The 22,714-nt window shown below is 32.3% G+C and carries 25 protein-coding genes and 7 pseudogenes; 25 read left to right on the top strand and 7 right to left on the bottom strand.

Annotated features, from left to right (window positions below; all coding sequences use genetic code 11):
* Positions 1-93: 93 nt before the first annotated feature.
* The 4 genes from LMD38_RS14010 to LMD38_RS13995 are packed head-to-tail and all read left to right on the top strand — an operon-like array spanning position 94 to position 1,699.
* Entirely contained in the window at positions 94-246 is a 153-nt protein-coding gene (locus LMD38_RS14010) for a hypothetical protein (RefSeq protein WP_161485295.1), read from the top strand.
* Positions 224-628 carry a hypothetical protein gene (locus LMD38_RS14005; protein ID WP_161485294.1) on the top strand — a complete coding sequence of 135 codons (405 nt, stop codon included), beginning with the start codon at positions 224-226 and terminating at the stop codon, positions 626-628. Before LMD38_RS14010 ends, LMD38_RS14005 begins: the two co-directional genes overlap by 23 nt.
* Positions 629-678: 50 nt before the next feature.
* A complete protein-coding gene (locus LMD38_RS14000; RefSeq protein ID WP_161485293.1) occupies positions 679-1,104 on the top strand; it encodes a hypothetical protein in 426 nt (141 codons plus the stop codon).
* A 16-nt stretch (positions 1,105-1,120) separates the two neighbouring features.
* The gene (locus LMD38_RS13995) at positions 1,121-1,699 is read left to right on the top strand and encodes a hypothetical protein (RefSeq protein ID WP_062822415.1); all 579 of its coding nucleotides are present in this window, start codon (positions 1,121-1,123) and stop codon (positions 1,697-1,699) included.
* Positions 1,700-1,767: 68 nt separating this feature from the next.
* Here the strand turns inward: LMD38_RS13995 and LMD38_RS28620 are convergent, their stop codons facing one another.
* Positions 1,768-1,893 carry a hypothetical protein gene (locus LMD38_RS28620; protein ID WP_262448140.1) on the bottom strand — a complete coding sequence of 42 codons (126 nt, stop codon included), beginning with the start codon at positions 1,891-1,893 and terminating at the stop codon, positions 1,768-1,770.
* Between the two features lie 522 nt (positions 1,894-2,415).
* Here LMD38_RS28620 and LMD38_RS13990 point away from each other — a divergent pair.
* From LMD38_RS13990 to LMD38_RS13980, 3 genes are all read left to right on the top strand, one after another.
* Positions 2,416-3,111, top strand: a complete 696-nt coding sequence (locus LMD38_RS13990; RefSeq protein ID WP_062822414.1) for a hypothetical protein — start codon at positions 2,416-2,418, stop codon at positions 3,109-3,111.
* Between the two features lie 509 nt (positions 3,112-3,620).
* Positions 3,621-3,821 carry a hypothetical protein gene (locus tag LMD38_RS13985; RefSeq protein WP_227585681.1) on the top strand — a complete coding sequence of 67 codons (201 nt, stop codon included), beginning with the start codon at positions 3,621-3,623 and terminating at the stop codon, positions 3,819-3,821.
* Positions 3,818-4,672, top strand: coding sequence for an LPO_1073/Vpar_1526 family protein (locus LMD38_RS13980; protein ID WP_062822412.1), 855 nt, complete (start codon positions 3,818-3,820; stop codon positions 4,670-4,672). The genes LMD38_RS13985 and LMD38_RS13980 overlap by 4 nt, the downstream gene beginning before the upstream one ends.
* A 90-nt stretch (positions 4,673-4,762) precedes the next feature.
* Here LMD38_RS13980 and LMD38_RS13975 read toward each other — a convergent pair.
* Positions 4,763-5,805 (bottom strand): annotated as a pseudogene (locus LMD38_RS13975) (IS3 family transposase); the annotation flags it as partial.
* A 54-nt stretch (positions 5,806-5,859) separates the two neighbouring features.
* Complete coding sequence (locus LMD38_RS13970) at positions 5,860-6,210, bottom strand: hypothetical protein (RefSeq protein ID WP_227585680.1); 351 nt, start codon at positions 6,208-6,210, stop codon at positions 5,860-5,862.
* A 287-nt stretch (positions 6,211-6,497) separates the two neighbouring features.
* Between LMD38_RS13970 and LMD38_RS13965 the strand changes: the two genes are divergently transcribed.
* Positions 6,498-7,817, top strand: coding sequence for a G protein-coupled receptor family protein (locus LMD38_RS13965; RefSeq protein WP_227585679.1), 1,320 nt, complete (start codon positions 6,498-6,500; stop codon positions 7,815-7,817).
* A 24-nt stretch (positions 7,818-7,841) separates the two neighbouring features.
* Here the strand turns inward: LMD38_RS13965 and LMD38_RS13960 are convergent.
* Positions 7,842-7,971: pseudogene (locus tag LMD38_RS13960) on the bottom strand (YolD-like family protein); the annotation flags it as partial.
* Positions 7,972-8,073: 102 nt separating this feature from the next.
* On the opposite strand from LMD38_RS13960, the gene LMD38_RS13955 reads away from it, so the two are divergent.
* Complete coding sequence (locus LMD38_RS13955) at positions 8,074-8,625, top strand: hypothetical protein (RefSeq protein WP_062822411.1); 552 nt, start codon at positions 8,074-8,076, stop codon at positions 8,623-8,625.
* 96 nt (positions 8,626-8,721) lie between these two features.
* Here the strand turns inward: LMD38_RS13955 and LMD38_RS13950 are convergent, their stop codons facing one another.
* On the bottom strand, positions 8,722-8,790 hold the full coding sequence (locus tag LMD38_RS13950; RefSeq protein WP_228920365.1) for an SHOCT domain-containing protein: 69 nt from the start codon (positions 8,788-8,790) through the stop codon (positions 8,722-8,724).
* Positions 8,791-8,853: 63 nt separating this feature from the next.
* A complete protein-coding gene (locus tag LMD38_RS13945) occupies positions 8,854-9,081 on the bottom strand; it encodes a DUF4429 domain-containing protein (RefSeq protein ID WP_201099526.1) in 228 nt (75 codons plus the stop codon).
* Positions 9,082-9,242: 161 nt separating this feature from the next.
* Here LMD38_RS13945 and LMD38_RS13940 point away from each other — a divergent pair, with 161 nt between their 5' ends.
* From LMD38_RS13940 to LMD38_RS13875, 15 genes and pseudogenes are all read left to right on the top strand, one after another.
* A complete protein-coding gene (locus LMD38_RS13940) occupies positions 9,243-9,827 on the top strand; it encodes a restriction endonuclease (RefSeq protein WP_062822410.1) in 585 nt (194 codons plus the stop codon).
* Between the two features lie 161 nt (positions 9,828-9,988).
* Positions 9,989-10,276, top strand: a complete 288-nt coding sequence (locus LMD38_RS13935) for a hypothetical protein (protein WP_062822409.1) — start codon at positions 9,989-9,991, stop codon at positions 10,274-10,276.
* 218 nt (positions 10,277-10,494) lie between these two features.
* Positions 10,495-10,676: pseudogene (locus LMD38_RS13930) on the top strand (hypothetical protein).
* A 118-nt stretch (positions 10,677-10,794) separates the two neighbouring features.
* Positions 10,795-11,217 (top strand): annotated as a pseudogene (locus tag LMD38_RS13925) (FtsK/SpoIIIE domain-containing protein); the annotation flags it as partial.
* Positions 11,193-11,348, top strand: a pseudogene (locus LMD38_RS28910) (replication-relaxation family protein); the annotation flags it as partial. The pseudogenes LMD38_RS13925 and LMD38_RS28910, both read left to right, overlap by 25 nt.
* Positions 11,349-11,767: 419 nt before the next feature.
* Positions 11,768-12,334, top strand: a pseudogene (locus LMD38_RS13920) (DUF3578 domain-containing protein); the annotation flags it as partial.
* Positions 12,335-12,523: 189 nt separating this feature from the next.
* Positions 12,524-13,318 (top strand): P-loop NTPase fold protein, encoded by a 795-nt coding sequence (locus LMD38_RS13915; RefSeq protein ID WP_228920364.1) that lies wholly within the window; start codon positions 12,524-12,526, stop codon positions 13,316-13,318.
* Positions 13,319-13,403: 85 nt separating this feature from the next.
* On the top strand, positions 13,404-14,666 hold the full coding sequence (gene istA, locus LMD38_RS13910; protein WP_002073783.1) for an IS21 family transposase: 1,263 nt from the start codon (positions 13,404-13,406) through the stop codon (positions 14,664-14,666).
* Complete coding sequence (gene istB, locus LMD38_RS13905; protein ID WP_000980839.1) at positions 14,663-15,427, top strand: IS21-like element helper ATPase IstB; 765 nt, start codon at positions 14,663-14,665, stop codon at positions 15,425-15,427. The genes istA and istB overlap by 4 nt, the downstream gene beginning before the upstream one ends.
* 161 nt (positions 15,428-15,588) lie before the next feature.
* On the top strand, positions 15,589-16,155 hold the full coding sequence (locus tag LMD38_RS13900) for a hypothetical protein (RefSeq protein WP_227585343.1): 567 nt from the start codon (positions 15,589-15,591) through the stop codon (positions 16,153-16,155).
* A 164-nt stretch (positions 16,156-16,319) separates the two neighbouring features.
* A pseudogene (locus tag LMD38_RS13895) lies at positions 16,320-16,466 on the top strand (TenA family transcriptional regulator); the annotation flags it as partial.
* 296 nt (positions 16,467-16,762) lie between these two features.
* Positions 16,763-19,150, top strand: coding sequence for an RNaseH domain-containing protein (locus LMD38_RS13890; RefSeq protein WP_062822553.1), 2,388 nt, complete (start codon positions 16,763-16,765; stop codon positions 19,148-19,150).
* A gap of 208 nt (positions 19,151-19,358) precedes the next feature.
* On the top strand, positions 19,359-20,129 hold the full coding sequence (locus LMD38_RS13885) for a DUF3959 family protein (RefSeq protein WP_062822554.1): 771 nt from the start codon (positions 19,359-19,361) through the stop codon (positions 20,127-20,129).
* 141 nt (positions 20,130-20,270) lie between these two features.
* Entirely contained in the window at positions 20,271-20,687 is a 417-nt protein-coding gene (locus LMD38_RS13880; protein WP_062822555.1) for a DUF3995 domain-containing protein, read from the top strand.
* 140 nt (positions 20,688-20,827) lie between these two features.
* Positions 20,828-21,031: a hypothetical protein gene (locus LMD38_RS13875; protein ID WP_000878375.1), complete on the top strand. Its 204-nt coding sequence runs from the start codon at positions 20,828-20,830 to the stop codon at positions 21,029-21,031.
* A gap of 242 nt (positions 21,032-21,273) precedes the next feature.
* On the opposite strand, the gene LMD38_RS13870 is transcribed toward LMD38_RS13875, so the two are convergent.
* Positions 21,274-21,486 carry a hypothetical protein gene (locus LMD38_RS13870; RefSeq protein WP_000416565.1) on the bottom strand — a complete coding sequence of 71 codons (213 nt, stop codon included), beginning with the start codon at positions 21,484-21,486 and terminating at the stop codon, positions 21,274-21,276.
* Between the two features lie 177 nt (positions 21,487-21,663).
* On the opposite strand from LMD38_RS13870, the gene LMD38_RS13865 reads away from it, so the two are divergent.
* On the top strand, positions 21,664-22,668 hold the full coding sequence (locus LMD38_RS13865; RefSeq protein WP_000565675.1) for a DUF1835 domain-containing protein: 1,005 nt from the start codon (positions 21,664-21,666) through the stop codon (positions 22,666-22,668).
* The last annotated feature ends 46 nt before the right edge of the window (positions 22,669-22,714 follow it).

Raw genomic sequence — 22,714 nt, 5'->3', positions numbered from 1 at the left:
ACACTAGTTTACACTATTAAATGGTAATTGAGTGATATAATTGGAGTAAAGGTAATTAAACGTAGTTTGGTATTTTGATGAGGGGGATAAGTTGTGAGTTTTGAAAAAAGATTAGATGAACTGGGGGAAACTGTTCAATTTGCGGAAGAAATTTTTGAGTTGTCCTATGAAAAGGACGAAAAGACCAATTACATTATATATTCAGCCACGGTGCATGTGTATCGTGGCTTTTGTGTTTCTTATTAAGCCTGGTAAGGTTGCTGGGTTGATTGGTGACATAAATAGTTGTTTAGGTTTAAATTATGGTAAAATAAGGTCGTTAAGTACATATTATAATTTAAATGGAGGACAACGTATGTTTGAGGAACACCCATGTTTTAATACACCAAGTGATGATACAAAAATTTGGCGGTATATGGATTTTACTAAATTTGTTAATCTGTTGGATACGAAATCTTTGTTCTTTGTAAGATCAGATAAATTCGATGACCCGTTTGAAGGGCTTTATCCCGAAAAAATAAGTTCTTGTGGAAAATCCCACCTATATTACCTATTGAAGGCTCTGATTTTGATTTTTATCAAAAAATGGAACAGTTCAATTCTTGGCATAGAAAGCATACAACAATAAATTGTTGGCATATGAACAATTATGAGTCAGCTGCTATGTGGGATTTGTACTTGAAAAATGGTGATGGAATCGCTATTCAGACAACGGTATTGAATTTCAAAAATAGCCTTGATGTTACAGATGAAACTATATATCTGGGAGAAGTTAATTATATAGATTATACTGAGGAAGCGATTCCTAAAGATAATGCATTCTGGCCATACACATACAAAAGAAAATCATTTGAACATGAACGTGAAGTTAGGGCGATTACTACAATAGATACTGATAATGGGTCTGATACAATAAATCTCAATGCGGATTCTCCAGTTGAATTTGGTATTCAGGTTGAATGTAACATAGAAACTCTAATTGAAAATATTTATGTATCACCTAATTCACCTAAATGGTTTGAAGAACTAGTAAGATCCATTTGTAAAAAATATGAATTAGACAAGGGAATTATAAAATCTAAGCTATATGAGGTTACATATTAATTTAGGAGTGTTTATTTTGAATTTAATTGAAAAAGGTTATGCTAAGGGAAGTCCTGTTTATAATGCATTTGAAGAGTTTGATATACGTATGTATCTATCGGAAAGTGTTATGAGGTATACAGAGCAAATAATTAAAGATAATGATAATTTAAAAGGTGAGATAGAAGCATTAGAAAATAAAGCATTAGTATTTCCTAAAATGGCTAATGCTTTATTTTTAACTTTGTATGGTGATTTTGAGTTTTTTATAAACTCGTTATGTAAAGCATATAAAGAAAGTAAAGGCTATAAATTGAAAATCGATGATCTTACAGGAGATGGCATTAAAAGGGCATTTCATTATCTAGATAGAGTGGTAGAAATTGAGAATGTAAAAAATAATATATATCATGAAGAGTTAAAACATTGGAATGTAATTAGAAATTTTTTGATTCATAATAGTGCTATTATTAATGACAAGTGCAAAAAGAGTATGGAAAAACTAGAGATTGGTACTGCACTTTCTTTGGGCAATGAAATTATTCAAATGGAATTTGAAGATTGTGAAAGGTTTATTAACACTATAAATAAAATCAAAGAATATTTACTTAAATAAAAGCGCCTAAAAAGGTGCTTTTTCTTTTGCACAAAACAAACGAACACAACGAACAAAAAAAGCAAGAATCAAATGATTCCTGCTAGGTGAAGGACCATAATTAAATCAGCGATGGCGAAGATGAATCCTGGAATGTCAAATTCTCGTTCTGAAATCCGTGTTCCGTTTTCTAATTCTGTTTTTTTGAATTTCATTTTCATAACCTCCCTTCCAAAGAGATAGGCGCAGTAGGTGTAGCGATTTTGGTCTACATGGGTATATACAAACTAGAAGAAGGTTCTCCACGAAAATTGAATAAAAATAGATGGACTTTTTAAAGTAAAATTCATTAAGTGAATAGCGTAAGTAGTGAATTCATGGAAATATTAAAATTCGAACGTGAGGTGGCAGGGGAAATGTAGATGGCGAGACAGCGTAGTCCAGACCTGTGATAAAGCACTTGGCTTAGTTACACAAAATAGAAGATATGGGTAAGTGAGGCTAAAATTAGATAATGATAGGGTTGTTAAAAGTAGGAATATATATTGGTAAAATCTATAGAGAAAGGAGAGGAGGATATGAGTTATATATAAATAATTATATATTTCTAAAAGAATTTTATAAAAGCTACTATTTTACTTGAAATTCCTGAAAAACAAGAGGAATTTAATGGTAGACGAAGAGGTTGTCATAATGTAATATTTAATATAATTATATTATGATAAGGTGGAGAAGGAATGGAAAAAACAGAGCTTATGGAGTATCTCAAAAAAGAAGCAGGGCTTATGGATAACCTCATAAAAGAGTTTTTACCATGGCTTTTAATATATTATAAGGTTGATGATTTGTTTATTGAAGATAAGGTTGCTGCAGTAAAGATTGTTAGGGAAAAATTAAAAAAAGACAAATTATTTGATCAGGAAAATACAATGTTAATTGCTTCTGAATTTCATGATAGTAAGAAAAAATTTTTAAGACTGTTAGATCGTTTCGATGAAGGAGACTTCTCAGAGAATAAAGAAATGCTATTATTTAAAGCTGTATCAATACTTGAAAGTGCTGTAAATGATAAATTGCATGAAGAGTTACAATTACAGTTTGGAATGAGCCATGCTAGAATAAATAAAATTTTAACTAGGTTGAAAGTTGAAGAAAAATTGGATTGGTTTCTACAAATTTTATGTGGAGAAACATTTTTGCAGCAAAAAGGATGGGCCAAAATTAGACCAATAATTACCTTGCGAAATTCATTTATTCATCCAAAACCAACTGATGCCGATAAATATAAAAAACAGAGTGATTTAATTAGTAAGGAAAGCTTACTTGAATTTATGGAAGCATGTACAGAATGCTATAGCTTTTTAAATGATATAAGAAGTAGTGAAGTCGAAAAATTTAATGAAAAGATAAATAGACTAACTGCATTAGTTTAACAAAAATAAAAAATGGGCACTTAAAAAGGGCTCATTTTTTTATTTTGCAATAGTTGAAATTAATGTAATTCTTTTGTGTAAAGCTACGGAATGAAACTGAAAATATATTAAGAGAGAACCAGAACAAGAGTTATAGAATTTATAGAAAAACCATAAAAAGATTTGGTTGAGGATTGAATGAAAGGTTGTTCTTGTTTTCAATTCAAAAGTCAAAATCTGTTGTGTAAACGGAGAGGGGCTTTTGCTCTTCTTCCAGTTACTTAATAATGTTGGCACAGATGAATGGAGAAATATTAAGTAATTGGAAGAAGCATAAAACTTCATGTACCGTATTTTTAGTAATAATATAAGATTTCGACTAAAGAGTAACTTATGCATATTGGAGCTTTTGCCGGAAATTTTTTAGAAAAATATCTATTAATTAGGTACCAATAAATATAGACAACATCTAATTTTACCATTAATATTTATATTAATAATTAAATGATATGATATTAGAGGTGAGAGCTATGATGGATTGGATTGCAGATAATAAAGTGTTTAGTGGGATTGGTGGAGTAGTATTAACCATACTTGCTGGCGTAATTGGAAGTTACATAAAGAAAAAGAAAGATGTAGGCCAGCCGATTCAAACTATTACTTCAGGGAATAATTCTAATAATATACAAAGTGGAAATGATGTTAACGTTACAATCAGTGATAAAAAATGATTGGGAATAAAAAAGAACTACATGCAGGGGATAACTCAACAAATATTCAAGCAAAAAATGTTACCGTACAACAAAATGGTCTTAGTTATACTGCTGTAAAAGAAGTTGCTATGGATGTATTTAAAAGTAACTTTTATGATTTAGGGAAAACAGTAGAAAATACAATCAATGAACGAGCGGAAGAAATAATTAATGAGTATTTGAAACGCTTAACATCAAAAAATCCCGAAGCGTTAAAAAATACGGAGGATGCCGACTTACGTTTTATAATATACGAAGCACAAAAAAACCATGCAAGACGTGGTGATAAAGAAATTGCTGATTTATTAGTTAATATGCTAATTGAGAGAACGATTACTAGGGAAGAAACGTTGGTAAAGATAGTCTATAATGAAGCGTTAGAAATATTACCTAAGTTAACATTGAAACAGATTGATATACTAACGGTTATATTTATCTTCCGTAATGTCAATTTTGGCAGTGTATACCGTATAGAAGAATTAGATAATATCATGAGATTATTTATTGAAGATGTTCCTGATGAGGAATTTTTCTATCAGCATCTACAATATACAGGATGTGTATCAATCAGTATGGGATCAGCCGATTTTATAGAAGAGGTCAAGAAATATTATCCTAATTTAGTACCGGCTTCTCATGAAAATCCATATCTGGCTTTTAAAGAAAATCTAAAAATTGTAACTCCTTATTTATATGAAGTTTTAGAAGCAATAAACAAATCAAGACTTTCTAGATGTATTTTAACTAGTGTCGGTGTAGCTATTGCTCTTAGTAATTTTAAGAAAAAAACAGGCTCTAATTGGGATTTGGATGTATGGATTAAAGAGTGAAATTAAATGAGTTGAATAACAAAATAGAACTTATATAAAAAAGAGGAGCGAATTTGAAGTGACCCCTAAAAGTTAGACACGGTTATTTCATTAGGCAGCTTGATAAAAGTGAGTCCGGTATTGTACCGGACTCACTTTTAATTTTGCCTTAATCCGTTTCGTATTATAATAATCTATATATTTTTTTAATTCTATTTTAAAATGCTCTACACTTTCAAATTCTTTTATATAGAGGAACTCCGACTTCATAATCCCAAAGAAATTCTCGATTACTGCGTTGTCGTAACAGTTTCCTTTTCGAGACATACTCTGTACGATCCCCCTTGATTCAAGTGTACGGACGTATTGTCTCATTTGATAATGCCATCCTTGATCCGAATGCATCAGTAGCTGGTGGTTTTCAGGTAAACGTTCTAATGCTTTCTCTAACATCTCTGAAACAAGTGAATACGTCGGTCTAGAACCAATTGTATAGGTAATAATTTCACCATTATACAAATCTAATACAGGTGATACATACAGTTTTTCTCCAAACAATTTAAACTCTGTGATGTCCGTTACCTATTTTTGATTCAGGGCATCTGTGCAGAAATTACGCTCTAAAATATTAGGTGCAATTTTACCGACTTTTCCTTTATAAGATTTATATTTCTTCATACGCACAACACACTTTAATCCAAGCTCTTTCATACTGCGTTGAACCTTCTTGTGATTCACTTTCTGACCACGATTCGTTAATTCATCACGAATGCGACGGTAGCCATAACGACCTTCATTTTCCTCATAAATCGCTTTAATTTCAGCTTTTAAATCGGCATCTTGATCCGGACGATTCATTTTTTTTACTAAATCATAATACGTACTCCGCGGAATGCCAGCTAGCTCCACGAGTGCCTTCACCGAATATTTATGCCTTAACTCATAGACTACTTGCGCTTTGTCTTGTTTTGTGATTTTTCCTTGTTTTGAACTAAGGCATTCAACTTTTTTAAGTACTCATTTTCCATTTCAAGCTGTTGAATACGTGCTTCAAGTGCCTCAACTGACCCTTCAGCTAACGCTTGTTTTAATTGTTTATTTGAATCTTTTTTCATGGATGGACGCCCCTTTTTCTTAGATTGAAGGGCATCAACCACTATTCGGGTTCACTTCAGTAAACAAAAGTCGGTCTTTTTATTTATCCTGTATTAAGCAGGATCGCCTGGAGAGATTGGTTCAACTGGCGAAAACTGTCCGTTCAACACCGTATTCCCTTGCTGAATTACTCCCGCAAAGCTAATGCCCCATGTGTTTATGGTAACTGGTCTAATCGGATCTTGTGGTTGTAAAGGGTCTCCTGGTTGAACCGGATCTACCGGCGCCGTCACCCGAACTACGTATACAGGGTCTTGCGGTAAAAACACCCTTACGCTAAACAACTGCCGTGGCGAAATCGTAAATGTAACTGGTCCAACAAATGAATTGACTCCTTCAGGCTCTGATGATACATCCGCCGTTACCATTCCGCACAGTATCATCAGAGCCTCCGTTTTCATCATTAATTAGCTCCCCACAAAGATATCCATAAGAAGGGTATACATCACCATTACACGTATCTTGGTAATTCTGTACCGCTATAGTTACAGTATAATAGTTTGACATATTAAGCACGTACCTCCTTTTTAGTACATGCTATGCGAAGAGTAGGAGGGAGCCTTGGATAATAGAGTATAGTTATTTAAGACATAAATAAAAAAGAGCCGTCCTGTTTGGGCGGTTTTTTAATAAATTGAACATTTGTGTTATTATCTATTTAAATATTAAGGGTTTAAATTAGGAGGTAACAATGAATATAGATTTGGCGTTAAAAGATTTAATTCCATTTGGGAGTGCTTTATTAGGTGCCGGCATTGGTGGAACTATTACATACAAATTATTCACTGTGAAAGACAAGAAGGAAGGAGCCAAGAAGCAGTTGGAAGCTTTGAATAAAATGATACCTGAAATTAAACCTGAATTAGTGGATGAATTTAGGAGGAAAGTTCATGAGAATAATAACTTTGTAGCATGCTACTTTACGGAATACAAAGGGAGAAACGTATGGAGTAAAATTTGTTCATGTATGGATTGGTTAACTGTTGCTTCAGAGGGGCTAGAGATACCTACAGAACGTAATAATATGAACAAAGCAGCGCTTGAATTTACTCATTTTTTAGTAACTATAGATATGATTTTAGAGGCAATTGAAGGTTTGTGGGTTTCTATAGGTCAAGCGATTAATAAAGAACAACCATATCTTGAAGATGCAAACATTTTTCAAGCAGAAGTGTTTGGTAAGAAATTGACAGATAGGGAATACTTCAAACAAATAAGAGCATGGTTTGGTGTTCATTCGGTGAATGGTAATAATACAGAAGTACTACTTAATAATAAAAAAGTCAACGTAAGATTTTTTTGTAGTTGGTCAACAATTCCAATTTTCTCAAAGCCATCTGAAGGATTGAAATTCTCACTTCGCTTGTATTCAAATAATCCTGAAGCAGAGGAATTATATGGAGGAACAAAAGAAATAAAAGTTAATGATCTTATCAATTTTATAACATTAAGATTTGAATCATTAAATCAACTTATGAAAGAAATTGATAATTTGTATAATCGTGAAAAAAAGAAATTACAAGAAACACCCATAAATTTGAATAAAGATAAAGATGAATTAGCTCAATTAAATCAACTTCATGAGCAAGCACAAAAAAGAAGATTGCTGGATGAACTCTATGAAACTGATATAGAATTATACAAATCATTTTTAATGTGTGATATTGAAGAATTCCAACCAGATGAAAGAGCGTTGGTGCTAAATTATTTAGAAGTCTTAAAACCGATAATTCCAATATATAGGGATATAATTCAAAATGTAGATATTGATGCATTCGACAAATTTGATAAATTAAAATTAAGTTCGCAGGTTTATTTGGCTAATCACTATTATATTATAAAAGTACTGGAGAGTATTGATGAATGGACTGATACAGGGATTGATTCCATAGAATATTTAATGAAAAATGGAATTTTACCAGAGTGTATTACCGATCTATCAGGGGAATGCAGAGAATTATTAATTTATGCCTTAGATTATAAATGGAGTTTAGAGATGGATAAAAAATAAAATTGGCCTATATAAGCTGATTTTTTAATTTGTATTTAGTAATTCATCAAACTTAAATTCGTTATTCAAACCAAATGCATCCGTACATTATACCGTTTTTGTGTAATACGTTTATGTACATGTCACTAATGTGTCCATCACGGTAATATGAAATTTTATCCGAATTATATTTGATGATAAAGGTAATTCTTTTTGTTCTTTATATTTATATGATATGATTTTCGGGTAAATAAAAAAGCAGGGATGGTTATACAGTATGGGATTGGATATAAGCTCTTTAAAAGATTTTTTTCCATTTGGTAGCGCTATGTTGGGTGCTGTAACAGGTGGATTTATTACATATAAAATAACAAGGGCAAAAGAAAGGAAAGAGTTTAAAATTAAGCGATTAGAATCTATATTCGAATTGCAAAAAATCAGCATTGAGATGCTTAATAGTTTTTCAGATTTAAAAATCAAATTAGATTTATATATGCTTCATCCTGAGGAAGAAGCATATAAACTAGATGTTATAGTGAATGAAATGAATAAGTGTATGAGTGAATTAGCAGATTCTCGTGTAAGGTTTTTGGGGAATGCGTTACATGTTAGTAAAGAAGTATATGATTATGTTTCAGAGAAATATGTTAAGCTAATGAATTTATTTATGTATGTTGTAACAATACATAGGAGTATGAGTAATGAAATTGAAATTGCCTATTCAAAAAGTAATGGAGAAGCTTTAGATAAAGTAATTAATGAAATAGGTAATTTACAACGATTTTTAATGGGTCAAGAGAAAAAATATGTTGAATTATATATGAAATAGAATGTAAGCAATCAGCAAGAAAGTGTGGAGTCTAGCTGATGCAGTTAGGAGTCAATAAGCCAAAACCCATCCCCCTTGAGGGAGCTGGGTTATTTTTTATATGCCAAGTAATTGTTTCTTCTTCGCGTCAAATTCTTCATTTGTTAGGATACCGCTATCACGCAAGTTAGCTAGTTTTTTGATTTGATCGGCAACATCACCAGAAGCATTTGTAGGTGCAGGGGAATGCTATTCATCCATCTTTTGTTCAATTAATGCTTTGAGTTTCAGGGAATTTGGTTGTTGTTTTTTACTAAACATTATTGAATTTTCATCTTTTGTAGCGTCGAAAAGCCCACCTTTATTTTCTTTCCCTCCAGAAAAAGCAAATTGAATATAACCATTTGTAAAAGTTACAGCAGGTTTAAATTGGATAGAAGATATGTGTTTGATTAAGATTTCTTTATCTCCTTTCAACCTGTAATTGTTCATTTACTCATGTTGCTTCCATGAAAAATCCCCCTTGATATGTATTGGTAAGGCAATATTAATTATATCTAATAATTCAGATGATTTTACAAAAAGTTACTTAATAAAAAGAGTTTTGTAAGCAATACTACCTCTAAGGAGGTTTGAATATGTTATATGCTTTTCTAGTGATAGCAGGTATACTTTACATTTCGTGGTATGTCTATAAAAGAAGAAAAGACCATCATTTATACCAGCTGATTGCTCGTTTTAATAAAGATGAAGAGTTTAAACGTACTTTAGCAATGGGGCTTTATTATCGATTTATGAAGCCATTAGAAAATGAAAAGTGCTCATCAGTATTTATACGTCAAACACCCTTGGAATTTGAAGCCTTTGTAGCAGATGTAATTGAAAAGTATTATGGTGGTTCTGCATTTGTAACGGTAGCTACAGGTGATTATGGTGTAGACTTTGAACATACAGTAAACGGTGAACTTTATCTGGGGCAGGTGAAGTGTTTGTGCAATGACATGTCCTATAAAGCAATTGCTCTGGTGCATAGTAATATTGCCAAAAGAGAGGCAAAAGGTGGTTATGTAGTATCAACAGGTGGTTTTTCAAAAAATGCAAAAAAATATGCTGAAGAATTGAATGTACAACTAATCGATGGATCAAGATTGGCTGAAATGTATATGGAATCTATCGAAGGTCAGCCGTTACCTCAATATGTATTAAATCCTGTTAATAATTAGTTAACAGTGGGTGACCCTATACTTATTAGCTCCAAATGTTGTAAGTAATAATTAGCATTAATTCTATATTGCTTATTTTATAAATGATAATAAATTTTATGTATATATTTAATTGTTAAGGGTATTTTATACAGTGAATATAAAAAAAGGTGGAGATTTATATGGAATCAACTAGAATTGAAGTAGATAGTAGATATGCAAAAGATAATATGCTTGATTTTTTTGTAGTTACAAATTCCGTGGAAGCGCCAATTGTTTGTTTAGGGGATAATAAAGGTTATCCCAGCGTACGTGAGATATATGCAAGAGTAATACCGGATTATAATGGCATCCATAATGGAGTGCATGTTACAGTTTTCTTTGAAGGTCCAGCTAATGGACAGGGGTTGGCTATCAATCTTGCACAACCCGGTATGAGCGGGAGTTTTGCTGTTGAACCAATAGCATAATTTAAATAAAAAAGCTAACTCAAAAAAATTTGAGTTAGCTTTTTTATTTATGTTTCTGTTATATTTTCCTCAATCCAAATGTCTTCTAATCGCATTTCTAAGACACGTGCAATATATGAAGATGAGGATGAAGTGCTTGATTGGGGAGATGTCATCAACGAGTATCAACCAGTTATGACAACAAAGGGATTACAGCTTATTCGAAAAGAGGGATTCAAATGACAATCGTAGGAGAAGCGGTAGTGTATGGACGGCAACAGGTTTGTCAGTGATTACGATGAAGGTTGCGGAAAAAATGGGGCAGAGTGTTCCACGTTGACTTCCACGAATGACCATGTACACAACGCTCACAGGCTCGTTCTTGTATCTTCTACGTTATGTGCTTTTCGCGTTTCTATAAGGGAATACCGATGTGGAATTGTAGGACATTTATAGGTCATTAGCATCTAGCACGTACGGGAGTCTTCCAAAAATAAGGGATATATACCCTTATAAAGGGTATATGGGGAGTGGAGAAAATGATTGAATTATTACTCGTTCCAGCTGCAGGTTTAACAGTGGCATTATTCGGTGAAAAGTTTAAAAGTAAAAATGATGATAAGCGAAAAATACAAGTGTTTTTTGAGGTAGCTGGTATTGCGATTAAAAGAAATAATGAAGAGAAATTGCAATATCCAAAGTTCCAAAAACAAATCGTTGATGATCGTAGTACGACTTATGTATATACCTTGCCGCTTGGCATGCCGAGTAAAATCATACAGAAGGTAGAGGATGTTGTTTCGGAAGGATTAAATAAACCAGTACGTATTCAGTACGATAATTATAAATTGAACATTCGTGTATTCCGTAGAGAAATACCGAGGAATTGGTCATGGTCAATGGATTTAGTAACGAAAGGGAAATGGTGTATTCCAGTTGGCCAGAGTTTACGCAAATTTATAAACAGAAGCATAATGGGAAGATGCCAATTATTCATTTCTTTACGGTTACAAAATATAGGGAAAAGAAATTGGAACAGTTAGCAGCAAAATATGCTGTATATGTAAAAGTCTATGTGATTGTAAGCGTATAAGAGCGAAATAAAAATAACAGTCCTTTGGTGGTGACATATATCGTTGCAACTCTTTAGAAGACAATTCAAGGTCATCAAAAGCCGATAAGTTCATAAAAACCACCATCCTTTCGGTGTATTTCTATAAAAATAATAGCGTTTTTAATTATGCAGAACAAATTTATTTTACTTTGATAGCAATGTGAGATCATCCTAAGTACTAGGTTATGTTTCATTTTAATGTGTAGTTCTTCTGTGGGTATTATTATAACAGAATGTCTTATCTAGTAATTTATATTTCGCAATGTACACAAAAGAGCGTTATAGAGTATAATTATTTAATCTTTCAAATGAGGTGAAGGTGATGTCCTTCTATTATTAAATCAAGGCACTTGATTATTTTAGTAACTAATCAAAAGTGAGAACTTACTGCCTTAAGTGAGGGAGGGAGCAAAATGGTAAGTAATTTACGTACCGGATTTTTAAAAATAATGAACGAATACCTAGAGGCAAAAGGAGAGCGTTTCGCTGGTCACTCATTAAGCTCTTTTGTTAGAAGCGAAATTACAAAGGAAATCGCAAAATTAACCTTTATTGATAAAAATCAATACGTATTAATAGGCTCAGTCGGTATGGGGAATTGGGCAAATGTTCCCTGGATTGCAGTATTGAATAAAAACATTACGACTTCTACTCAAAGAGGTTACTATATTATGTACATGTTTAGCGAGGATATGCAGCGACTTTATTTAACATTAGCAGCTGGGGTGACCGAAACTTCAAAGGAAGAGCTAAAAGGGTTTAAAAGCAAAATTCGTAAAGTTATCACAATGTCAGAAAAGGTTAAAAAGGATGATGACATCTTTCTTGGTACGAGCGCAAAAGCAAGAAGCTTTGCAAATTTAACTGCTGCTTATATTTCCTACAGTGTTCAAGAAATGCCAGGTGAGGAAGAGCTAGTTGAAGACCTACAAGAGATGATTCAATATTACGAGCAATATATTAGTAGGTTTAATTTAAACAGCCCTGAAACACAGGACTCAAATCCTCAGGGGAAAGATGCACAAAGTGATACAATAACTGAAAAGGATTTGTTAGGAAGAGATGTTCTAGTCAAGGAATTAAGCGATTTTTATACGGAATATACTGATAATAACCATTCGTCATTTTATCTGGGGATATTCGCTAGATGGGGGATGGGGAAAAGCTCCATTGTTCAAATGCTTTCTAATGCTATAAAGGAAAGAAAGTCGGATAAAAATGAATATTTGGTTTGTAAAGTAGATTGTTCTGTATTCGATAAGAAAGATCAACTATGGGTTAGCATACTTAATCAATTGATAGATGAAATTTCTAAAGACAAAGATAAAAACAAAGAAGATAGGTTCAACTATAAATTGAAGTTTATTTCTTTTAAAACTAGGTTTTTTGCTCGTAATTTTTGGGAATGGTTAAAAGGTAAAAATAGATGGATAAGTATTTTAGGGATTGGTAGTATCTTTGGTTTTATTATTTACAAATTTATGCCTTTATTAATGGGAGAAAGTCAGAGTCTAAGAGAGATTACTTTTCTCATCACGATAGTTACCGCTTGTTATACTTTAGTGAAAAGCATATCATCAATATTTAAAGAAAATGTGTTTTTAACGGATAATAGAAGTATAGGCAATACATATTCGAGAAGTGTTAATGAATATAAACTCTTGTTAAAATTGCTAAATGGTGTTCCGAAAAAAAAGGATATTAAGATATTATTAATATTAGATGAATTAGATAGAATTCATAAAGATTTATTACCAGATATAATTGAGTGTGTTCAACTATTTAAATCCTTAAATGAAGAAAGATTACGAGAAAAACAAGAAAATAATAATAACGAGACGAATAATAAATCCACCATCTCGTGTGTGTTTTCATTTAACCATGACGTACTGTTTCCTATTATAGGACGAAATATATCTTTAGAAGATAAGTGTAATCAACGATTGTAAAATACCCAATAACAACGGTTTTAAATTCCCCAAAAATAACAGATAATCGTTTCGAAACAAACATCAAAGATGGAGTGAAGAAACGGTGCTGAAGATTGGGGAGTTTTTTATGATTAGAGAGTTATTTCAGAAAGGGTGGACGAAAACAGCCATTGCAGAAGCAACAGGCTTCGATCGTAAAACGATCAGCAAATATCTAAAAAGCAATCAGTTGCCGGAACGTAAGGCAAGCGAGCAGCAGAAAGAGAGTAAGCTCGAACCCTATAAGTCCTACATCCTTCAACGAGTCAAAGAAGGAACAACCAACTGTGTCGTACTGTTAGAGGAAATTCAAACGATGGGTTACGAGGGGAAGATGACAATTTTAAGAGACTTTGTTCGTCCTCTTCGTCAACAGCCAAAGAAACAGGCAACCTTACGGTTTGAAACACCACCAGGGAAACAAGCCCAAATGGATTGGGCGTACGTGGGAAAATACTTAGTGAATGGCAATCTGCAAGACATTTATGCATTTGTGATGATATTAGGTTATTCCCGAATGAAGTACGTAGAGTTTACAACCAACATGAATCTCGAAACCCTCATGAAGTGTCATATGAATGCTTTTTCTTACTTTAATGGGGTACCAGAACAAATTCTCTATGATAATATGAAAACCGTTGTAATCAAGCATAGTCCTGTAGAGATTCGTTTCAATCGCAAGTTTGAGGATTTCTTAGCCTACTATGGGATTGTGCCAAAAGCCTGTCGTCCTAAACGTCCGCAAACAAAGGGGAAAGTAGAAAGAACCATTAAGTATTTGAAAGATAACTTCTTTCAGCGAAAACACGAACCAACTTTACATGCATTAAATGAAGCCGTACGTACATGGTTGGATCAGATAGCTAACAAGAAAACCAATCAGACTACTAATGAGTCACCATTTCAACGATTTGAGCAGGAACAGAAGTTCCTGCAGATATGGGGAGTGAAGCCTCTGTTTCCCACTTCACATTGGGAAACCAGAGAAGTCAGTCGGGACTGTGTGGTGTCGTACCGCGGAAAAAGGTATTCAGTTCCTTACCGTTACGCTGGACAAATGGTTAAGATTAAAGAAACACTCGATCATCATTTAGAGATTTACGATGAACGTGAATGTATCGCAAAACATCCGGTTCTTACAGGAAAAGCAACTACTCATATCCGAATGGAACACTATGATGGGCTACATACAAAAGAAAAAGGGCAGAAAGCGAAGAACGTTGAAGATTTGGCGACCGACGGTCTTCACTCTCATACCCCATCTCCAAATGTGGAAAAACGCCCTCTCGCTGCTTACGCAGCACTGGAAGAAGGTGAGTCTGTATGATGAACGAACTCTTATTGGAGCGTTTAAAGAAGCTCGGCTGGCATCATACAGCCAACCAACTTGATAGTTTACTAGAAGACGCTTCTAAGGATAATGTATCATATTCTGAGTTTCTTCACACTATCGTTTTGCATGAAACGGAGCAACAAGATTCTGATCAACTAGAAAAGCGAATGAAACGGGCAAAGCTGCCTTACACCAAAACGATTCATGATTTTGACTTTACATTTCAACCAAGTCTGAGCGAGAAAAGGGTCAAGGAAACCTTAACATGTCGCTTTATTGCCAATGGGGAAAATCGCATATTACTGGGTCCTCCGGGTGTAGGAAAAACTCATTTAGCCGTCTCCTTTGCGATTGAAGCGATTACCCAAGGATATACAGCCCTATTTTTGTCGGCCGACGACTTAGTGGCTCAGTGCCGCAAGGCCAATGATAAAGGGACACTCCAGCGACTCGTAAATCGTTGGAGTCGTCCAGACGTGTTAATTGTAGATGAAGTAGGTTATTTTCCTTTTGATGAACTAACCGCCAATGTTTTCTTCCAGGTTGTTTCAAAGCGATACGAACAAGGAGCAATGATTTTAACATCTAATAAATCGTACCTTGAATGGGGAAAAGTTTTTGGTGACGATGTATTGGCAACGGCTATCTTGGATCGCCTCTTACATCATGCGATTACATTTAACATCAAGGGTGACTCCTACCGTTTGCGAGAAAAGAAAAAAGCAGGAATTTATCCTGCCCAAACAACGATTTAGCCGTTCATAATGGGGAATTTCATTTCGTTGAAATTGGGGAAATTTGAATCGTTGTTGACAATAAGCAATTATTTATTCAAAGTTATAAGAATTATAATGGATTTGTTGAAGGAAAAGATAAAGATGTTTATGTAAATTATTATAAATTAGGAAAAGAATACATGGATAAGTATCTAGATTTATCTCTTTATCTTGAAGATAGTATTGATTATAGAAATTTGGTGGATCATTTATTTAATGGAAATGATATAGAAGGTGATAATGAGGGTAAAAATAAGGGATCGGCACGATTATTTGAAGGGCATGATGAAATAGAGAGTGAAGAACTCATGCAACAATCAGGGGATCAAGAACAGTCCGAATATCCAGCAGAGTTAGAAGTACCCGAAGAGAGGGATATTCCGTCATTTACATTGGCAGAACGTCAGGTCATTAAAGATACAATATGTACGTACGCTTCAGATGTAGAGCCCCGGAAAATTATAAGATTGAAGAATGCTTTACTATTATTAAAAAAATTAAACAAAGAAAAGCAAGATGTAATGGATATAGAAAAAAAGAAAGAATTACAAAAATTTATTATCGACTTCCTTGAAATTGATATTAGTGATAAAAATAAAAATGCTGAGATAGCAGCAACTGTCGAAGAGTCGTCAGATAATAAATATTTAAAATACACGAATTATTTTATACATAATAAAGATAAGGAAAGAAAATTTTCCAGATAATGTTTTTAGAAGAGTTTGGCTACTTAGCCAAACTCTTTTTTTTATAATAAAAATTAATTGGAGCTACTATGTTTGTGAAGGTTTATGTAATGGAGGAGATATAAAAAAGTTCTAACAAGTTTACAAACTAACTTGCTAACACCTATAAGAAATATACATAAATTATCGCTGAAAAAGTGACAGAGTCTGACCGCAAAGGAATGAGACAGCATTTTATTATTAGCATTCAATATGAATATTCATTTTGGGAAATGGCTTATACATTAGAACAGTGGTCGGTGAATAAAGAATCGAAAAAGGTAATAGGATAGTGAAAAGAGGTATTGATATACATATGTATGGTCAATACCTCTTTTATAATCTTTTGTAAAATTATTGTAAATCCCAAATATAATACGCGACTAATATTGTATAATCTTAATGTATTGTATTTATGATATTAAAGGAGGGCTATGTATGATAATTTCTTTTAACTTTTATCAGAGTCATGTCATTAATATATAAGTCGGATAAGCGGTATTTGCTTCTCTTTTAAATAATTAAATTATGTGATGATACTTTAGTTTTTTTGAGATCAAGAAAAATGAAGAAAGGAAGTAATCATTTTATGGGAAAATTAAAGTTGTTAACATTTGAAAATATAATAGAACCTCTTTTAAACGAAAGCGTATCATTTATATATTTTCCTATTGAATGGCTCGATATTGTAGAGATACATTATAAGACATTTTTATTAACGAGTAAGTTGAAACGATTGAATGAAAGATTATATGATATGTTTTCTGATATATTATTTATTCAGCATAATCCATATGTATTAAATGAAAATACACCATGGATTGTATGTAAAGAACCTATTAGAAAAGAACAACTTGATTATATTTTTCAAAGTTGGTATGAGATTATTCATGATTGGAAACCTAATAAATTAATAGAATCGCCAAAATATGAATGGCATTACGATTTAATTTCTAATTTAACAGTACTACATGATAAGGAAGTATATTCTAAATGGGTGCCCGCTTTAATTTCACATATTTTTTGTGAACGTCCTGTACAATTAGAAAATATAAATGAAGAAGATATATATTTTTCTCCTCTTAGATCACAAAATATTTGTGAGGCGATGTCAGAGCCTATTAAAGATGAAAAAACACAAGACTATTTCGCCTATGTATTTCGGTTCGAATATATAACGCGCGGAGGAGAGAACATTCCATTATTAAATGTTTCAATAGGAATTCGGAGGTTTTATCAAGAATATAACCATCCAGACATTCCTTTGCTATTAAGACGAAAACGGGGCATGATATTAATTTCTACTCCAGAATTTGCATCGAATAATAAGAAATTACGATTTGTAAAACTAAAAGTTCAGCAGGCTACAAACGGCATCAAATGGATTAAGATATTTAGAAATTTAAAAGATGATTTTCGTATAGGTGGAGAAGTTGAATTAGAGCATATTCTTCAATATCCGAAAGATTATATGCTAGGAGCAAATCTTAGGGTACTTCTTCCATACAATGAGAGGATATATAAAGTTCAAGGTACTAAAATAAAATCTGGTATAAAAGCAAAAGAAAGAGAGTATCTATTTAAAGGGTTTCAACAAAAATTTTCTTATTTCACATTACTACCAGAATGCAAAAAGATGGAAACAGATAATAGGAAAGAATTATTCCCTTTAATTGCACCAAAAGGATTAGAGACTATAACGCTAGAAATATGGTCTGAAAAAATATCGCTGGAAGTAGAACAAGCATTATTTGAAAGTGAAATTGTGTTAGCTCAAATTAGTGAGTCATCATATATATTAAATGCAGATTCGCCAGTGTTGTTAAAAATAGTAAGATGTAATATTGAAAAGGTATTGCAAAATCCATATAAAATGCAATATTGCCAGAAGTATAAAACGAATTTAGTAGAGGATGTTATGAAAGCGGTTTATGCTACTGCAGGTGAGCGTAATGATGCGACATTGGCGTTAATTGCAATGAAAAATTGTGATGGACGTGAAAAAATTGATCCAAAGCAAATTGTTAGAGAAGGATTTGCACGAACAAACCGTATTTCAGCATTTATTAATTTATTTATAGGTCAAAGTGTATCTCGTAAAACGATTATAAATGGTATTTTGAGTTTATTAGAACAAAAAGGATTTTTAAAACGTAGTTGGAATAAGATAAATTTACCTTGTACATATGTTAATTTATCAATTGAACGAATCTCGAAATTTGATTTCTTACCCATTTTTTCAAAAATAAAAGGAAAAGAAATTTCATATAAATTATATGGGAATACAGAGTGGCAAACGATTGATCGTTTATTATTAAATGTAGATAAACATAACACCTTTTTGCCGCAGCCTTCAAAAAGAAATGATATGGGCATTCAATTTAAACAATTTGTTTCTGAAACATTAGCGGAAATTTTACAACCTGCAAAAGAGCAAAATGAGCAAGTATACTTTATTATAGATGCGAATGTAAGAAAACATTGGATAAAAGAGGTTCAAAATGAAAAAATTGATATAGATACTTTCCCTGACATTGTTCCAGATGTGCTAAAGGTTCCAAACTTAAATGCTGTAAGAATAAATACATCTTTTGATGTACCAAAATACGGTGTGATAGAATGTGATGACGTACTAGATAGTACGAGTTTATATATAGATCAAAAAGGAATGTATTATAGCACTGGTGAGTATCTGTGTAATGATAGTGAAACATTGCATCGATATATACTTGAAATATTACCTCTAGGTGTAAAAGCTGTTGAAAGGAACTATATTGCCAAAATGGTACATTACATGTGCTGTAATTCAAGTATGCTTTTGGAAAAGAATATACACATGCCATATTCTATGCATATGGCGAAAGTAATAAAGAGCTATATGACGGATATAGATGCAAGAGAGTTTAAAGAGTTTGATGATGAATTGGATGTAGATATTATAAAAATAGAAAAGAAAGATTCAATTATTCTACTGTAAATAATAATAAACAAATCCTGCTCATTATATCGATCAGGATTTGTCATTTTTTCATGTAAATAAGGATATCTTTTGTCATGTATCCTCTCTTTTATATATTTACTTTATTTCCATACAGGATTAAGATGTTTTTTAGAAATAAAAAACTATATCATTTGGAAAAGCAATAGGAATGAATTCAAAAGAAATTGGAAAGGAATGAGGAATTGTGAAGAAATTAGATGTGCTATTCATGCTATTGAGCGGCCTCTTTCCAGTTGCAGGAATTATGAAGCAAATCCCACTAGAACAATCTTTATATATTGGAGGCCTTTTATTTTTCACCAGTTTCGGTAGTTATTTTGCGAAAAAAATATATTCACGTATATGTAGCTGGATAGCATATGCGCCATTTATTACACTATTGTTAGTTATTTGGCATCAAGATATTTCAACAAGTTCAATCATAGCGAATGCGAAAATCGCTGCTTGTGTCGCTTTAATCCCATGTTTATTCCGTTTTCGTACATATGGGCTTACTTTCGGTTTATTCGCATTATGGGCTGCTTTACTATGGGATATTAAAGAAGTGCAGTCGTTAGTCATACTTGAACGTATGTCGAGTTTAATGACAAGTAATTTCAAATATCTTATGCTTTTAGTTGGTGGACTTATATTAGGTGGATTAATTGCTATGTTATTACACCGTAAAGAAGAGGATTATAAAGAAAATATAACTTTATTTCAACAAAAAAAGAAACGTAAAAAGCAATCATTTAAGATTCCGATCCCAAGATTACCGAAATTTAAGTTAAAATTATTTAAGTTTGGTGGGAAAGTATCGAAACAAAAAACGCCTGAAGAAATACGTGAGCATAATTACGAAGAACTAACTGCAGTTGCAACATATGAAATGGCAGAGCAAATACCTCAATATAAAGAAGAGACTGCTCAAGGACAAACGAGGATGGAACGTCGTAGAAATCGGTATAATGCATAATGAAGTTAAAAGCCCCTTAATGATTAATCAATTTTAAGAAAAATCATTAAGGGGTTTTATGTTATTAAAAATAGATTGCTAAGGTGAAATTTATAGCATACTCTAAAGTTGAGGGCTTAAATAAAATAATAGGAGGACAAAATGTTTATTATTACATATATTTCTGTCTGTATATTATTTTTAGTTAGCTTTTTACATGTTTATTGGGCTTTTGGAGGTAAGTGGGCGACAAATAGTGTCATTCCAACAAAAGCTGGAGAAAAGGTATTTACACCAGGTACAGGGATGACTTTGTTCATTGCGTTATTACTAAGTATGGCCGCAATAATTTTATTACAACAAACAAATATTGTTCATTTCGCATTTCCTACTATTATTGTTCAAATGGGATCCTGGGTTTGTATGGTTGTTTTTTTGATAAGAGTAATAGGTGAATTTCATTATTTTGGTATCTTTAAACGAAAAAAAGATACGCGTTTTGCTAGAATGGATACTGTTTTATTTATACCACTTTGTGCATTTCTATCTTTATCATTTTTACTCGCAATTATAATGTGAATAAAAAATAGTATCAGCTTTTTTTATATTAAATATAAACGTAAATTGGCAAGTGTAAAAGTGTAAAATCTAGTATTAAATAAAAAGGATGTAAGCGCCTTTTTATCGAATTATAGATTATTATGAAAGGCGGGTGCACGATGAAGTATGTAAAAGTCAGTATGAATGGCGGAAGTGAACATAAATTCTCGATGACTTTAGAACGGTTTGAAGAACTTATTACAACAGAGAATGGACTATTAGAAAATAAATTAGTTAGTATTGAAAATGTAATGATTAATCCTACTAATATATCTTCTGTAGTTGAAAAAATTGGTGTACCGGCTAAGTTTATGGAAGCTTAAAAATCGGTACATAAAAAAACATCCACGGGGATGTTTTTTTATGTATAAATATGTTAATTGTACAATGAATTTATGAGGAGAATTTATAGTGATACTTCGTACATGCACAAAAAATAAGTACAAGCATATATTAGATAGTGGGACAAGACCTTCGTGTCCTACTTAATACTCAGAAAAACCTCTATCACATGAGAGCATCTGATTGCAGGGTGCTCTTTTTTTATCCCACTTTATCCGGATCTTTAACTTTTAATTTTAAACATATCTTTGATGCTCATAAATATTAAAAATAAAATAATAGCAAAAATTAAGTTAGATAAATAGAAATCTTGATGAAATATTAATTCAAAGATGACATCAAAAACATATAAAAAGGCGATAGTAGGTAATATACAAATAAATATAAATCTCCAATTTTTTAGATAATGTTTATAATTAGGAAATACTTTCTCCATAAACATAGCTCCTATATTTTTTGTTTTCTATATAATTATACATTTAAATAAAAAGATTTACAAAAGGTTATTTAGCAATCTTTCTAATACATGATTTGACTAAAAAACTTTTAAAGAGTAACACTTAAATGATACACTATAATCTACGTTATTTTTGAAATGAATAGAGGGGTTTACATGATAGATAAAATTAAAAATGCTGTAGAAGATATGCACGAAGATGAAGCAAAACATTTACTTCAAAGTATTCTAATCCAATTAAATTTATTAAAAGAAAACTATAGTGAAGATACTATTAAAAATTTGATGGATATTCCTAAGCAACTAACGAGTAATACATCTTATAAAAGAAATGTAAAAGAAGTCTCACACGTACATATTGCATTTGATGATTCAACAGCTGGATGTTTAAAGCATATGCTTGGTCAAGAAGAACGATTGGAAGAGATGGTTGTTGCTTTTTCTGAATTCTTTTCAATTGGGCCGATAAATAAGTTACATATGAATGAAGGGCAACTAGCAAGAAAAGAGTGGTTAGTAAATAACTTAACTTCTTATGATTGTTATTTTGAAGAAGAGTATTTACCAAGATTTAAGGAAACTTTAGAAGTTTTACATTCAATTCCGAATGAAACACCAATTACCATTTGGAAGGCAGATAACGCACATGAACATGTAGGTCTATGTTTTGTAATGGCGCAATTAAAAGATAAGAAAAATATTCGCGTTATGAATACATCTGAAGCAAGTAAAGAAATATTAAAACTAGAGTATGTTATTCGTGGAACAGGAGAGTTACCACCTGAAAGTTTAGCTCTAATTCAAAAAAGTTTTGTAAAATTGCCGTATTTAACTGTAGAGAATCGTATGCAGTTTGAACATGAGTGGGATAGTCTATCGAAAAGTACGGAATTTTTAAGAATTTGGACAGACAATGAAGTGCGTTCTGTACAAGAAAATTATTTTGATCAATTTATTATTGAATGTGCGAAAAGTATAGGTGCTGATCAAGAATTCCGAAAAGCTCCTAGAGTAATTGGTGAAGCACTTGGTCTTGTAGAGCAATCAGTTGGCGATACGTTTTTAGAATATCGCTTAAAGGAATTAATTAAACAAGAAGTATTTGAATTTGAAGGTTCATTAGATGAAATGCGTTTCTATAGTGTGAAATTAAGAAAATAATACATCTATTCCGTTTATGAAGAAGCTCGTATTTTTAAAATACGAG

This window comes from Bacillus pacificus (assembly GCF_020861345.1).
GTDB classification, from domain to species: domain Bacteria; phylum Bacillota; class Bacilli; order Bacillales; family Bacillaceae_G; genus Bacillus_A; species Bacillus_A pacificus.
This window is presented reverse-complemented; position numbering and strand designations above follow the sequence as displayed.